General features: G+C 72.1%; 10 protein-coding genes. 5 read left to right on the plus strand and 5 right to left on the minus strand.

Annotated elements, in window-relative coordinates; all coding sequences use genetic code 11:
• Window positions 1-20: 20 nt before the first annotated feature.
• A complete protein-coding gene (locus ACZ59A_RS28970) occupies window positions 21-2,135 on the minus strand; it encodes an ATP-binding SpoIIE family protein phosphatase (protein WP_470964250.1) in 2,115 nt (704 codons plus the stop codon).
• A gap of 118 nt (window positions 2,136-2,253) precedes the next feature.
• On the opposite strand from ACZ59A_RS28970, the gene aspS reads away from it, so the two are divergent.
• The 3 genes from aspS (at window position 2,254) to ACZ59A_RS28985 (ending at window position 5,992) form a co-directional block, all read left to right on the plus strand.
• Entirely contained in the window at window positions 2,254-4,071 is a 1,818-nt protein-coding gene (aspS, locus tag ACZ59A_RS28975) for an aspartate--tRNA ligase (RefSeq protein ID WP_470964452.1), read from the plus strand.
• A gap of 68 nt (window positions 4,072-4,139) precedes the next feature.
• The gene (locus tag ACZ59A_RS28980; protein WP_470964455.1) at window positions 4,140-4,967 is read left to right on the plus strand and encodes a L,D-transpeptidase family protein; all 828 of its coding nucleotides are present in this window, start codon (window positions 4,140-4,142) and stop codon (window positions 4,965-4,967) included.
• Between the two features lie 95 nt (window positions 4,968-5,062).
• Complete coding sequence (locus ACZ59A_RS28985) at window positions 5,063-5,992, plus strand: intradiol ring-cleavage dioxygenase (protein WP_470964253.1); 930 nt, start codon at window positions 5,063-5,065, stop codon at window positions 5,990-5,992.
• A gap of 129 nt (window positions 5,993-6,121) precedes the next feature.
• Here ACZ59A_RS28985 and ACZ59A_RS28990 read toward each other — a convergent pair whose 3' ends face one another.
• From ACZ59A_RS28990 to ACZ59A_RS29000, 3 genes are all read right to left on the minus strand, one after another.
• Window positions 6,122-6,511 (minus strand): DNA-binding response regulator, encoded by a 390-nt coding sequence (locus tag ACZ59A_RS28990; RefSeq protein WP_470964256.1) that lies wholly within the window; start codon window positions 6,509-6,511, stop codon window positions 6,122-6,124.
• 99 nt (window positions 6,512-6,610) lie between these two features.
• On the minus strand, window positions 6,611-8,365 hold the full coding sequence (metG, locus tag ACZ59A_RS28995) for a methionine--tRNA ligase (protein WP_470964259.1): 1,755 nt from the start codon (window positions 8,363-8,365) through the stop codon (window positions 6,611-6,613).
• A 157-nt stretch (window positions 8,366-8,522) separates the two neighbouring features.
• Complete coding sequence (locus ACZ59A_RS29000) at window positions 8,523-10,418, minus strand: VWA domain-containing protein (protein WP_470964263.1); 1,896 nt, start codon at window positions 10,416-10,418, stop codon at window positions 8,523-8,525.
• 290 nt (window positions 10,419-10,708) lie between these two features.
• Between ACZ59A_RS29000 and ACZ59A_RS29005 the strand changes: the two genes are divergently transcribed.
• Both ACZ59A_RS29005 and ACZ59A_RS29010 read left to right on the plus strand, forming a co-directional pair.
• Entirely contained in the window at window positions 10,709-12,781 is a 2,073-nt protein-coding gene (locus ACZ59A_RS29005) for a PhoX family protein (protein WP_470964266.1), read from the plus strand.
• A 229-nt stretch (window positions 12,782-13,010) separates the two neighbouring features.
• Window positions 13,011-14,102 carry a LysR family transcriptional regulator gene (locus ACZ59A_RS29010; RefSeq protein WP_470964269.1) on the plus strand — a complete coding sequence of 364 codons (1,092 nt, stop codon included), beginning with the start codon at window positions 13,011-13,013 and terminating at the stop codon, window positions 14,100-14,102.
• Here ACZ59A_RS29010 and ACZ59A_RS29015 read toward each other — a convergent pair.
• Window positions 14,099-15,154, minus strand: a complete 1,056-nt coding sequence (locus tag ACZ59A_RS29015; protein ID WP_470964272.1) for an endonuclease/exonuclease/phosphatase family protein — start codon at window positions 15,152-15,154, stop codon at window positions 14,099-14,101. The two genes, ACZ59A_RS29010 and ACZ59A_RS29015, sit on opposite strands and share 4 nt — an antisense overlap.

The following is a 15,154-nucleotide window of genomic DNA, read 5'->3' on the forward strand; positions in this document are numbered from 1 at the left end:
GGGGCGCCCCGGGGCCGGGGCTACGGCTCCGGCGGGCGCTCTTGCAGCTCGTACCAGATGCACTTGCCGTCGCCGCGGGGGTCGACCCCCCAGGCGTCGGCCAGCATTTCCATCAGCATCAGCCCCCGCCCCGACGACGCGAGTTCGCCGGGGCGGCGGCGGTGCGGCAGCTCGTCGCTGCCGTCCGCGACGTCGAGCCGCAGCCGCCGGGTGCCGCGCCGCCCGCTGACCTCGGCGACCAGCAGGGCGTCCCCGTCGGTGTGCACCAGGACGTTGGTGACCATCTCGGAGAGCAGCAGCACCGCCGACTCCACCTGGTCCGGGTCCGCCCAGTCGTGCAGCATGTCGCGCAGCTGGCGGCGGGCGCCCGCTATCCGCTCCGGCTCGGCCTGGGCGAGTGTGATCGCGGTACGCCGCACTGGCGCCGAACCGGGTCCGACCAGGCACACCTCCGCGTCCCGGCGGATCAGCAGCAGCGCTATGTCGTCCTCACGGCGGTCGGCCAGCGGACCGGTGGTGTGGTGCGAGGGCGGCCCGTGCACGGCCTGCACCAGGGTCTCGGCGAGCGCTTCCAGATCGTGGGGGCCGTCGGTCGCGGTGGCCGGGTGCTCGAAGACCGACCGGATCCGGTCCCAGCCGGTGTCCAGATCGTGGCCGCCGGTCTCGATCAGCCCGTCGGTGCACATCAGCAGCGTCTCGCCGGGGTCCAGCACGACCCGGGTGGTGGGGTAGTCGCCCTCCGGGTCGACGCCCAGCGGCAGCCCGCCCGCGGTGGGGCGGATCATCATCGTGCCGTCGGCCAGCCGGACCGCCGGGTCCGGATGGCCCGCGCGGGCGATGTCCAGGGTGCCCGCGACCGGGTCCACCTCCATGTACAGACAGGTCGCGAACCGCGGATCGTCTCCCCCGTCCCCGCCGGGGTCCGTGAGCCCGCACAGGAAGCGGGAGGCGCGGGCGAGCACCGCGTCCGGGTGGTGGCCCTCGGAGGCGTACGCCCGGACCGCGATCCGCAGCTGCCCCATGATCCCGGCGGCCCGGACGTCATGCCCCTGGACGTCGCCGATCACCAGGGCGGTGCGCCCCGAGGGCAGCGCTATCACGTCGTACCAGTCGCCGCCGACCTGGAGCCCGCCGCCGGTCGGCACATAGCGCGCGGCCACCGTGAGCCCCGGGATGTCGGGCTTGGCAGCGGGCAGCATCGAGCGCTGGAGGCCGTCCGACAGCTCGCGCTCGGTCTCCTGGAGGGCCGCCCGGGACAGCGCCTGGGCCAGCATCCGCGCGATCGTGGTGAGGACGGAGCGCTCGTCGGGCGAGAAGGCGACAGGGTGCGCGAAACCGGCCATCCACGCGCCGATGGTGCGGCCCGCGACGATCAGCGGCAGAAAGGCCCAGGAGCGGCGGCCGAGGGGCCGCGTCCGGTGCCAGGCCGCCGGGAACCGGCCGCGGTACTCGTGCGGAGAGGGCAGGTAGACCGCCCGGCCGGTACGGACCACCTCGGCCGCCGGGTACTCGGTGTCCACCGGCATCTCGGAGAAGGGGTGCTCAGTGTCCGCCCGGTGCCCGTGGTGGCCGATGAGCGAGATCCGGTCACCCTTGACGCCGAAGACGGTGAGCCCGTCCGGCGAGAAACCGGGCATCGACAGCCCCGCGGCCACCCGCAGCACCTCGGCGGTGGACATCGCCTCGGCCAGCGCCCGCCCCGCGTCCAGCAGGAACGCCTCGCGGTTGCGCCGCCAGTCGCCGGTGACCGGGGTGCCGCCCGCGCTGGTGCCGGGCAGCGGCTCGGCGACCTCCTGGAGCGTGCCGAGCAGATGGAAGCCGTCCACGCCGTCGGTGCGGGGGACGGGCCGGGACCGGGTGCGCACGGTCCGCAGGACCGTGCCCTTCTCGTCCACGATGCGCAGCCGGGTCTCGGCGAGGGTGCCCTCGGCCACCGCCAGCTCCACGATGGCCTTGACCTCCAGCCAGTCCGCCGGGTGGAAGCAGGCCCGGGCGGCGGCCTCGGGGAGCGTGACCGCCTCGGCGGGCAGGCCCACCAGCCGGGCCGCTTCGGCGTCGTAGGAGACGGCGCCCGAGACGCTGTCCCACCGCCACAGGCCGGTCGCTATGGCGGCCAGCAGGTCCTCGGTGCGCATTGCGCTACCTTATGGGCATTTTCCGCGCGCTTACCAGTGAGGGTCACGGCGCCGGTAGGCTTGGCCGGAAGCTTAACGAGGGTACGCAATACTCCCGACCAGACGACTTGGATGAATGATGCATCGGTACCGGTCCCACACTTGTGGCGAGCTCCGCGCCGCTGACGTCGACACCGACGTACGGCTCTCCGGCTGGCTGCACAATCGACGGAACCTGGGCGGCATCCTCTTCATCGATCTGCGCGACCACTACGGCCTGGTGCAGCTGGTCGTCCGGCCCGACACCGCGGCCAACGAGAAGCTCGGCTCGATCTCCAAGGAGAGCGTCGTCCGCATCGACGGCCGGGTGATCGCCCGCGGCGCCGACAACGTCAACCCCGAGCTGCCGACCGGCGAGATCGAGGTCGAGGTCGCCGACGTCGAGGTGCTCGGCGCGGCCGACCCGCTGCCCTTCACCGTCTTCCCGGAGGACGGGGTGGGCGAGGAGCGCCGCCTCGAGCACCGCTTCCTGGACCTGCGCCGGGAGCGGATGCACCGCAACATCATGCTGCGCTCCGCGGTGATCTCCGCGATCCGGCAGAAGATGACCGCGCAGGGCTTCAACGAGATGGCGACCCCGATCCTGTCCGCCACCTCCCCCGAGGGCGCGCGCGACTTCCTGGTCCCGTCCCGGCTGCACGCGGGCCGGTTCTACGCCCTGCCGCAGGCCCCGCAGCAGTTCAAGCAGCTGCTGATGATCGCGGGCTTCGACCGCTACTTCCAGATCGCGCCCTGCTTCCGCGACGAGGACGCCCGCGCCGACCGCTCGCCGGGCGAGTTCTACCAGCTCGACGTCGAGATGAGCTTCGTCGAGCAGGAGGACGTCTTCGAGGTCATCGAGAAGGTGATGACCGAGCTGTTCGAGGAGTTCGGCAACGGCCGCCACGTCACCTCGCCGTTCCCGCGGATCCCGTTCCGCCAGGCCATGCTGAAGTACGGCTCCGACAAGCCGGACCTGCGGGCCAAGCTCGAACTGGTCGACGTCAGCCACGTCTTCGCGGGCTCCGGCTTCAAGGCGTTCGCCGACAAGCACGTGCGCGCGCTGGCCGTGCCGGACACCGCCGAGCAGCCGCGCAAGTTCTTCGACCAGATGGGCGAGTTCGCGACGCTCCAGGGCGCCAAGGGGCTGGCCTGGGTCCGGATCGGTGAGGACGGGAAGCTCACCGGGCCGATCGCGAAGTTCCTCACCGACGAGGATGTCGAGAAGCTGATCGCCGAGGTCGAGGGCAAGCCCGGCACGTCGGTCTTCTTCGGCGCGGGCGACTTCGACGAGGTCTCCAAGATCATGGGCGCGGTGCGGGTCGAGGCCGCCAAGCGGACCGGCCACTTCGAGGAGAACGTCTTCCGGTTCTGCTGGATCGTGGACTTCCCGATGTTCGAGCGGAACGAGGACACCGGCGAGATCGAGTTCTCCCACAACCCGTTCTCCATGCCGCAGGGCGGCCTGGACGCGCTGGAGAACCAGGACCCGCTGGACATCCTCGCGTGGCAGTACGACATCGTCTGCAACGGCACCGAGCTGTCGTCCGGCGCCATCCGGAACCACGAGCCGGACGTGATGTTCAAGGCGTTCGAGATCGCCGGATACTCCCGGGACGACGTCGAGCGGGAATTCGGCGGCATGCTGCGGGCGTTCCACTTCGGGGCGCCGCCGCACGGCGGGATCGCCCCCGGCGTCGACCGCATCGTCATGCTGCTCGCCGACGAGCCGAACATCCGCGAGACCATCTCCTTCCCGCTCAACGGCAACGCCCAGGACCTGCTGATGGGCGCGCCCAGTGAGGTGGACGAGTCCCGGCTGCGCGAGCTGCACCTGTCGGTGCGCAAGCCGCAGATCAAGCAGGCCGAGAAGGCTGAGAAGGCTGAGAAGCCGGTTGAGGGGAAGAACGCCGAGTAACGGCGCGGAAGCGAGAGGAGTCCGTGCCCGGTGCGTTCCCAGGGGTGGAGGACACAGTGAGGGTACGGATTCCGGCCGTGACCACGGCACTGCTCATCGCGGTGCTCGCAGGGTGCGCGGGGCCCGGGGACGGGTCCCGTAAGCACGCCACGGACACCAAGGGCACCGCGGACGCCAAGGGCTCCGCGGGCCGCTCCGGCGCGGTGGGCGCGCCCGGCGGCACGCAGAGCCCCGCCGGGCGGCCCGCCCCCGCCGAGCGGGCGGGCGATCTGCCCGGGCTCGGCCCGCGCACCCGCGCCGAGGTGCCCCGGGACGCCGAGCAGGTGGTCGTCGTCACCGGCAGCGGCCGTGACGCGTCCCGGTCCACCGCCGTGCTCTACGAGCGCTCCGCGGCGGACGGGAAGACCGGCGACCGGGAGGGCGACGCCGATGGCGGCCCCGCCTGGCGGGCCGGACCCTCCTGGAAGGCGCACAACGCCGCCCGCGGCTGGACCGACCACCACCGGCAGGGCGATCTCCGCTCCCCGGTCGGCGTCTTCCCGCTGACCGACGGGGGCGGGCGGCTGCCCGATCCGGGCACCCGGCTGACGTACGACCACGCCGTCCAGGGCTTCACCATCACCGGCACCGGTGCCGAGGGCGAGCCATTGGCCGGGGCGTTCGACTACGTGGTGGCGATCAACTACAACCGGCAGGCCGGCACCTCCCCGCGCGACTGGACCCGGCCGCTGGGCGAGGACCGGGGCGGCGGCATCTGGTTCCACGTCGACCACGACGGGCCCACCCAGGGCTGCATCAGCCTCTCCAAGGCGCACATGCGGAAGCTGCTGCGGACCCTCGATCCCGCGCGCCATCCGGTCGTGGTGATGGGGGACGCGGGCTCGCTGGCGCGCTGACGCCCGGGTGAGATTGGCGCGTTGACGCCGTTCGCACAGTCATTCACAGCAAGCACCCATGCGCTTGCCAGGTTGCGGCCCTAGCGTCCCCTGCCATGACCGAACCCCAGAAGAACACCCCCGTGAACGAGCGGGACATGACGAGGCGCCGGGTCGTCGTGGCGGGCGGCGCCGCGGTCGCGGCAGCCGGTTTGGGCACCGTCGCCGCCACCACCGCCTCGGCCTCCCCCGACGGCTCCACCTCCGCCTCCCCCTCGGCGTCGGCCTCCTCCCCGTCCAAGGAGGTCTGCTACAAGCTCACCTCGGAGACCACCGAGGGCCCGTACTACATCGACGCCGACAAGATCAGAAAGAACATCACGGAGGGCAAGGCGGGCATCCCGATGACCCTCCGGCTCAAGCTGATCGACTCCGAGACCTGTAAACCGCTGGCGAAAGCGGCCGTCGACATCTGGCACTGCGACGCGCTCGGGCTCTACTCCGGCTACGAGGACTCCAGCAGCGGCGGCGGCACCCCGCCGACCGGCGCCCCGCCCACCGGCACTCCCACGGACACTCCCACCGGTACGCCGACCGGAGGGCCGCCCGGCGGCGGTGGCGGTCACCAGGACCCGACCGACGACAAGCGGTATCTGCGCGGCACCCAGCTCACCGACCGGCACGGCTTCGTGGAGTTCACCACCGTCTTCCCCGGCTGGTACCGGGGCCGGTGCGTGCACATCCACACCAAGGTGCACGTGGGCGGCAAGATGACCGACTCCGGCTACGAGGGCGGCCACGCCTGCCACACCGGGCAGCTCTTCTTCGCCGAGGAGGCCGTGCTCGACTCCGCCGAGGTGGCGCCGTACAGCACCAGCACCACTCCGCGCACCACCCTCGACGACGACACCATCTACCCCGGCAACGGGGCCGAGGGCGGTCTGCTGAAGCTCCAGTACCGCAAGGGGAAGATCGCCAAGGGGGTCGTCGGCTCGCTGACCCTCGGCGTCGACCCCGACGCGACGAACGACGGCACCGGGATGTGACGGCCGCCCCCGGGGAGCTCGTGGGGGGCTCTCCGGGGGCACCCGGTTTCCGGTCGAGCGGGGTCGTACGCGGGTCGTCAGCGGGCCGTCAGCGGGCCGTCAGCGGGTCGTCCGCGGCTCGTCCGCGGGTCAGCGCGGGAACAGGTCGGTCAGCCGCCGGTCCACGCCGCACGGCTCGCCCCGCTCCGCGCGGGCGGCCCGGTGCACCGCGCGCAGCAGCCGCCTGGGCGTGGTCCGGTGCTGCCACAGCACCGCCCGTACCCCGTACTCCATCACCGTCAGCAGCTCCGCCTCGCGCAGCTCGCCCGCGACCAGCACCACCCGCTGACGGCCGCCCCGCACCAGGTCGCGCAGCTCGGCCCCGACGCGGGCGTCGAGGCGTTCGGCGAGCATGACGGCCACCGTGCCGGTCTGATGCGTCAGCTCGACGCTCGGCTGCTGATCCAGATGCCGGACGACCCCGGCCCGCGCGAGCGGATCGGGGCCGTGGACCGACACCGTGACACTTGGGTCCGGCACTGGGCTCCTCGACTTCCCCGTGGACGTTGCCTCCACAGAGTCATCGAGCGGGCTAAACGTACGCTTGCCGAACGATCGACGCCGCCGTCGGTCCGCCCGCTACTTCGCCTTGGGCTCCGTGGGCTCCTCGGCCGCCACCGGCTCCTCCGTGCCGCCGAAGCGCTCCCGGTAGGACTCCAGGTCCTCCTCGGTGATCTTCGCGAAGAGCACCGGCGGCACCGTGAAGCCCGTGCCCGCCGGGACCGAGGCCAGCGCCCTGGCCTCCTCCTGGCCGACCCAGCGCGCGGTGTCCCCCTCCAGCGCGAAGGCCGACCGCATGGCCGACGCCGACGCCGGGATGAACGGCTCGGAGACGATTGAGTAGAGGTGGATCAGGTTCATCGCCGTGCGGAGCGTCAGCGCCGCCGCTTCCTGGTCGGCCTTGATCTCCAGCCAGGGGGCCTTCTCCTCCAGGTAGGAGTTGCCCGCGCTCCACAGGGCCCGCAGCGCCGCCGCCGCCTTGCGGAACTGGAGCGTGTCCATGTACTCCTCGTACTCCGCCAGCAGCCGCGCGATCTCCTCGCCGAGGCGCTCCTCCGCCTCCCCCGCGGCCTTACCCGCGGGGACCTCGTCGCCGAACCGCTTACGGGAGAACGACAGCACCCGGTTGACGAAGTTGCCGAGGGTGTCCGCCAGGTCCTTGTTGACCGTGGCGGTGAAGTGCTCCCAGGTGAACGACGTGTCGTCGGACTCGGGCGCGTTCGCCATCAGGAAGTAGCGCCAGTAGTCGGCGGGCAGCACCTCCAGCGCGGCGTCCGTGAACACCCCGCGCTTCTGCGACGTGGAGAACTTGCCGCCGTAGTACGTCAGCCAGTTGAACGCCTTGACGACGTCGACCTTCTTCCAGACGTCCCGGGTGCCGAGCAGCGTGGCCGGGAACATCACCGTGTGGAACGGGACGTTGTCCTTCGCCATGAACTCGGTGTAGCGGACGGTGGTGTCCACGTCGTACCACCACGACTTCCAGTCGCGGTTCTCCGGGTCCCGGTCCGCCCACTCCTTCGTCGCGCCGATGTACTCGATCGGGGCGTCGAACCATACGTAGAAGACCTTGCCCTCGGCCGCCAGCTCCGGCCAGGTGTCGGAGGGGACCGGAACGCCCCAGTCCAGGTCGCGGGTGATCGCGCGGTCCTGGAGGCCCTCCGTCAGCCACTTGCGGGCGATCGAGGACGCCAGCGTCGGCCACTGCTTCCCGTGCTCCTCGACCCAGGCGCCGACCTCGTCGGCCAGCTTGGACTGGAGCAGGAAGAGGTGCTTGGTCTCCCGGATCTCCAGATCGCTGCTGCCGCTGATCGCGGAGCGGGCGTCGATCAGATCGGTCGGGTCCAGCACCCGGGTGCAGTTCTCGCACTGGTCGCCGCGGGCCTTGTCGTAACCGCAGTGCGGGCAGGTGCCCTCGATGTAGCGGTCGGGCAGGAAACGGCCGTCGGCGATGGAGTACACCTGCCGGATCGACCGCTCCTCGATGAAGCCGTTCGCCTTCAGCTCGCGCGCGATCCGCTGCGTGATCTCGACGTTCTGCTCGGACGAGCTGCGGCCGAAGTAGTCGAAGGCCAGGCCGAAACCGTCGTAGATCGCCTTCTGCGCCTCGTGCTGCTGCGCGCAGAACACGTCCACCGGCAGCCCCGCCTCCTTGGCGGCCAGCTCGGCCGGGGTGCCGTGCTCGTCCGTCGCGCAGATGTACAGCACGTCGTGGCCGCGCTGGCGCATGTACCGCGCATGGACGTCGGCCGGGAGCATGGACCCCACCATGTTGCCCAGGTGCTTGATCCCGTTGATGTACGGAAGGGCGCTGGTGATGAGGTGTCGAGCCATTGCAGGCTGCTCCCAAGTCGATACGGTGGGTGACTTTTGGTCCGCTGGGCGGGTGGCAGCCGCCTTTACGAGCCGCCCATATCGTATCGGAGCGGCGAGGGCCACCCGCGCGGCGTTTCGCCTCGCGGATGGCCCTCGTTCCGTGTGTGCCGCTGCCCTACGCGAGTACGCCCGCGGCCCGGGCCGCCTCGACCCACGCCGGGAACGCCTTCAGCAGCTCCTCGTACACCTCCGCGTCGGACAGGGACCGGGGGTCCAGTCCGGCGTGGAAGAACGCCGCGTTGTCGAGCGCCCGCTTCTCCGGCACGGCGAGGGCCGGTGAGGTGCCGAGCTTACGGAGGAAGTCGAACCCCTTCGCCTCGGGATCGCCGAACCCGACGAACTGCCAGAACAGCGGCAGCCCCGCCGCCTCGCACAGCGCCTTCTCGGCCGCCGCCTTGCCGGTGGGCGCGCCGTCCGTCTGGAACACCACGAGCGCCGGGTCGGTGCTGCCGGACGCCTTGTAGTGCTCGATCACCGCTTCGATCGCCCGGTGGTAGTTCGTCCGCCCCATGTGCCCGAGCGAGGCGTGCAGCTCCTCGACCCGGCCGCTGTAGTCGTCCAGACCGATCTCGGCGGTGCCGTCGATGTCCGTCGAGAAGAACACGATGGGCAGCGTGCCGCTGTCGTTGACGCTCGCCGAGAGGGCGAGCGTCTGCTCGGCGAAGTGCTGGACGGTGCCGTCCTTGAAGTAGTTCCGCATCGAGCCGGAGCGGTCGAGGACGAGGTAGACGACGGCGCGAGTGCCGCCGAGCTTGTGCCCCGCCAGCGCCGCGGCCGCGGCCGCCCCCGCCCCGGCGAGCGCGCCTGCCGTGGGCTCGGGCGCGGTCTCGGTCTCGCTGTCGGCCACGGCTGCCTTCGGCGCGGTGTCGGCCGTGACGTCGGCCGGGGTGGCGGTCGCGTCCGCGACGGGCGTGGCCACCTCGGGCTCGGGATCGACAGCCGCCTCGGCCTTGGTGTCGCTTGCCGGGGCGTCCTCGGTGACCGGGGTTGCCTCCGCCTGCTCCGGTGCGGCGGGCGCCGGGGTGGGCTTGTCCGTGGCGGCCTCGGCTGCCTCTGGCGCGGTGTCGCTCGTGACGTCGGCCGGGGTGGCGGTCGCGTCCGCGACGGGCGTGGCCACCTCGGTCGCGGGCTCGGTCTCCGCCTCAGCGGTCGCGGCGGGCTCCTCTTCGGCCTTGGCCACCGGCTCGGTCTCGGCTGCCGCCTCGGCCTTGGTGTCGCTTGCCGGGGCGTCCTCGGCGACCGGCTCCGACGCGGCGTCGGTTGCCTCCGCCTGCTCCGGTGCGGCGGGCGCCGGGGTGGGCTTGTCCGTGGCGGCCTCGGCTGCCTCTGGCGCGGTGTCGGTCGTGACGTCGGCCGGGGTGGCGGTCGCGTCCGCGACGGGCGTGGCCACCTCGGGCTCGGTCTCCGCCTCAGCGGTCGCGGCGGGCTCCTCTTCGGCCTTCGCCACCGGCTCGGCCTTGGCGTCGTCCGCCGGGGCGTCCTCGGCCGTCGGCTCCGGTCCGGCGTCGGCTGCCTCATCCTCGGCGGCGGGAGTTGCCTCCGCCTGCTCCGGCGCGGTGTCCGCCTGGGCGGGCTCGGCCTTCGCCACCGGCTCGGCCTCGGCGGCCGCCGAGGCGTCCTCGGCGACCGGCTTCGGTGCGTCGTCTGCCGGGGCGGGCTCGTCCTTGGGGGTCTCGGCCGCCACCGGCTCGGCCTTGGTGGCCGTTTCTGCTGCCGGGGTGGCGGCGTCGCCGTCTGCCGACGCGGGCGCGGCCGTGGGCTCGGGCTTGGCCTCGGCTTCCGCTGTGGGCGCAGCGGTTGGGCTGGTGGGGTCGGCGGGGGAGCCCAGGATCTCGTCCAGGGTCTTCAGGGGCTCGGCCAGCGCCGGGTCGTGCGATTGCTCTTCGGCAGCCGGAGCGGCAGCCGGAGTCGGGTCGGGCTTCGGCTCGGGTGCCGACTCAGCCGGGTCGGGGGCCGACTCGGGCTGGGGGTCCGGGACAACTGCCTCCTCCGGCGCAGCGGAATCGTCCACCCGGGTTGTTCGGGAGCGTCCGAATACTTTGCGCAGTAGGTCCCGTATGCCCATGGGAGATACCTCTCACGTGTTCGAGTGCGGTACATGACGTCGCATGACCGTGGTGCCGAAAGGCTAGCGGGCCCACCGGCTGGTTCCGGCCGCCGATTCCGGTCGCCGGTCGTTCACCTTCGGTTCATGGTGCGGTCGTCGTCGTGCGGTTCTACACGCCTAGCTTCGCCGCCAAAGGATTCCGACGTCATGTCGGCGGGGGCCGCCACGACGTGACGTCCAACGGAGGGGAAGTCGTGCCCAAGCTCCTGCCGCTCATCAGCTCGCATCCGGGCGGTCGTTCCGCACTGACCTGCCGGTACCGCTGTGGCGACGCATGTTTCCACGAGACACCGAACACGAGTGACAACGCCTACGTCGGGGACGTCATCGCGCGCGCCGTGTCGCGCCGTTCCCTGCTGCGGGCGAGCGCCGTGGTGACGGTGGCGGCCGCGACCGGGGCGGTGGCGGTGGGGCAGGCGCCCCGGGCCGCCGCCGCGTCGGGCGGGGCGACCGCGTCGGGCACGTCGGGCAAGCCCGCCCGCGGGCTGCGCTTTTCGCCGGTCGCGCCGAACACGAAGGACACGGTGGTCATCCCCGAGGGACATGACCAGAACCTCGTCATCCGCTGGGGCGACCCGATCCTGCGCGGCGCGCCCGCCTTCGATCCGGACAACCAGTCGGCGAAGGCGCAGGCCGGTCAGTTCGGCTACAACAACGACTACATGGCCGTGCTGGACGTACCGCAGGAGCGGGACCGGCAGCTGCTGGTGGTCAACCACGAGTACACCGACGAGGTGTTGATGTTCGCGGGGTACGACGCGGACAACCCCACCCGCGAGCAGGCCGAGATCGGCTGGGCGGCGCACGGGATCTCGGTGGTCGTCGCGGAGGAGCAGCGGCGGATCGGCAAGCTGACGGCCGTATCCCGGCACCGCCTCAACCGGCGGATCACGGGGACGACGCCGTTCGAGGTGACGGGCCCGGCGGCGGGCAGCAAGCTGCTGCGGACGTCGGCGGACCCGTCCGGCAAGCGCATCCTGGGCACGCTGAACAACTGCGGCGGCGGCATCACCCCGTGGGGCACGGTCCTGTCGGGCGAGGAGAACTTCAACCAGTACTTCGCCAACGGCGACCAGGCACCCGACGCGACCGCGAAGGCGCGCCTGAAGCGTTACGGCTTCGAGGCGGGCGCGTCCGAGCGCAAGTGGGAGCGTTACGACGACCGCTTCGACGTGGCGAAGGAGCCCAACGAGCCGAACCGGTTCGGCTGGGTGATCGAGGTGGACCCGTTCGACCCCGACTCCACCCCGCGGAAGCTGACCGCGCTGGGCCGCTTCAAGCACGAGGCCGCCGAGCCGCGGCTGACGACCGACGGCCGCCCGGTGCTGTACATGGGCGACGACGAGAAGTTCGACTACTTCTACAAGTTCGTCTCGGCCAAGCGCATGATGAAGGGCAGCAGCCGCACTGCCCGTGAGCACAACCGCACGCTGCTGGACGAGGGCACGCTGTACGTCGCCAAGTTCACCGGCGACAGCCCGGCGAAGGAGATCGACGGCTCCGGGAAGCTGCCCGAGGACGGGGAGTTCGACGGCTCCGGCGAGTGGATCCCGCTGGCGACCGGCGACACCTCGCACGTGGACGGGATGACGGCCGAGGAGGTGTACGTCTTCACGCGGATCGCCGCCGACAAGGTGGGCGCGACGAAGATGGACCGCCCCGAGGACGTCGAGCCGAGCCCGCGCACCGGCCGGGTCTACATCGCGCTGACCAACAACACCGACCGGGGCAAGGACGGCAAGGCCGCGGTCGACGAGGCCAACCCGCGCAACGGCAACAAGCACGGCCAGATCCTGGAGCTGACCGAGCGCCGGAACAACCCGGGCTCCACCCGCTTCAACTGGCGGCTGTTCCTGGTGTGCGGCGACCCGGAGGACCCGAGCAGCTACTTCGGCGGCTTCCCGAAGGACCAGGTCAGCCCGATCTCCTGTCCGGACAACCTCACCTTCGACGCGTTCGGCAACCTGTGGATCTCCACCGACGGCAACGCCCTGGGCAACCACGACGGGCTGTTCGGGGTGGCGACGGCGGGCGGCCGACGCGGTGAGGTGCGGCAGTTCCTGACCGTCCCGAACGGCGCCGAGACCTGCGGCCCGATCGTGCAGGACCGCCGGGTGCTGGTGGCGGTGCAGCATCCGGGCGAGCTGGACGGGGCGAGCGTGGAGAAGCCCGCGTCCACGTGGCCGGAGGGCCCGGGCACGCTGGTGCGTCCGTCGGTGATCAGCGTCTGGCGGCGCGACGGCGGCGACATCGGCGCCGACGCCTAGCCGACGGCGCCGCCCACCGGATTCCGGAAGACGACCCCTGGTGCCCGCATGGGCCCAGGGGTCGTTTGTCGGTTGCGGCGCGCCCATTCCGGAAAGGGGGCGGAGGCATTCTCCGGAATGGGCGGCTTGGTGCGTATCCCGCGCATATCCGCCGGGGTTACCGGGAGGTGGCTGCGTAAACTCGGGAGCCCTTGGCGGGGAGCGAGGGAAACGGGGAGGGAAAACAATCATGACGAGGTCCGGATTGCTGGACAGTCCGCTCGCGCTCATGGACACCACGATGGATCAGCTCCGCACGCTGGTCGTGGTCCATGAGACCGGTACGGCGCTGGGCGCCGCCCGCGCGCTCGGGCGGGAACAGGCCAGCGTGCAAAAGCAGCTCGACACCATGAACCGCAACTTCTCCGAGCTGTGCGGCGAGCCGCTGGTGCTCAAGCAGGGGCGCGGCAAGGATGTGCTGTTCACCGGCACGGGGGCGGCCCTCGTCGAATTGGCCCGGGGAACGCTCGGCGACTGGCTGGACGGCATCCACGGCTCCCGCCGGCGCCTCGGCCGGAGCCTGATCGTGGGCACCACGCGCTTTACTCTCGGTTATCTCGCGAGCGCCCGGGAGCGGGTCGCCGAGGAATTCCGGGAACGCGGGATCGACCTCAGGGTCGGCCATGTGCGGACCCGGGACGTCCTGGCCAAACTGCGCGCCAAGGAAATCGATCTGGTGTGCGGAAGTGTGGTGACCGGCAGCGAAATCTGCCGCGAACTCGACGCCTTCGACGTGATGGAGTGGCGGCGCAGCGCGGTGTCGCTGGTGACCAATCTGCCGGTGGACGAACTTCCCGGACCGGCCGTCGAGCGCGGTGAACTGGCCACGCTTCCGCTGGTGGTGTCGGCCAGCGGCGTGATGGCCGGGGTGCTGCACACCTGGTTCGGCGCCGGTTACCGCGACAGCCTGCGCATCGCCGCCGAGATCGACAACGTCAACTACGGCCTGGAGCTGCTGCGTTCCGGGGTGGTGCGCGGCTGCATGCTGGTCACCGAGAGCGTCGCGGACGCGGCGGGCGATCCGCAGGCGGCGTACGCCCGCGGGCTGCGCGGCGTCGAATTGGTCCATGACACCGGGCCGAAGCTGGAGGTGCTGCTCGGCGCCTTCACCCGCCGCGGCGAGCGCGCGGAGTACGACGCCGGGCATCCGCTCAATCTGCTGTGGAACGCGCTGGAGGTGGAGAAGGAGCGGTGGCGGCGCGAGCGGTACGGGCCCGGGGAGGGCCCGGCCCAGGACCCGTTCGAGCTGGCCACCGCGCAGGACCCGGGCGAGGGCCTCTAGGGCGCGTGCAGGTCGAGGTCGACCAGCAGCCCCCGGTGGTCGGTGTTCCGCAGGTCCAGGAAGCGCGCGGTGCGCGGCCGCAGGGCGTCGCTGACCAGGACATGGTCGATCTGCGCGCCCAGCACCGGGGTCGTGGTGCTCGGCCAGCTCGGCGTCCGGGACACCCCGGCGGCCCGTGCGCTGTCCCGCATCCCGGTGTCCAGCAGGGCCCGGAAGGCGGCGTGGTCCTGGGTCGCGTTGAAGTCGCCCGCGATCAGCGTGGGTTCGTCGCCGCGCCCGGCCGCGTACGCGCGCAGCCGCCCCAGTTCGGTGCGCCACACGCCCAGCTGCCCAGGCATCGGCGGCATCGGGTGGGCGACCTGGAGCCGTAACCTGACGCCCGCGATCCGCGCGACCGCGCCCGGCATCGACAGCTCGCCGTCCACGCCCCGGTCCCGCTCCAGCGGATGGGTGCTGAGGATCGCCGAGCCCTCGGCGGGGCTGCCGGTGACGATGTCCCGGTACGGATACGCCCTGCGGACGGCCGCCGAGCCGAGCGCGTCCGCGCATGCCGTGTCGCACTCCTGGACGGACACCACGTCCGGCCGCTCCCGGCGCAGCGCGGCCAGCAGCCCGTCCGTGGCCTGGCCGAACTCCAGGTTCGCGGTGAGCACCCGCAGCCGTGCCACCACCGGGCCGTGCGGCGCGGGCGCCGGGCCGGGGTCGTAGGGCTGGATGAACCAGCCGGTCGCCGCGGCGGCCAGCAGCGCCCAGCCGCAGCCCAGCGGCCAGCGCGCGGCCACGCTGAACAGCAGCCCCAGCAGGGCGGGGACGAGCAGCCAGGGCAGGAAGGCCAGCAGCTGCGGTACGGGCGTGATGCCGTCGGCGTCCACGGCCCGGCAGCCCAGCACGGCGCTCACCACGGCCAGCGCCGCCAGCGCGCACCAGGCCATCACCCGGCGCGCCCGGCCCCCGCCGGGCAGCCGCACGAGGCGGCGGGCGGCCGCGCGGGCGGCGGCCTGGCGGCCGGTCCCGCGCGCGGCGGCGCGGTCCGTCGCGACTGTCGTCTCCAC

Source organism: Streptomyces sp. NPDC040405, from assembly GCF_055595765.1.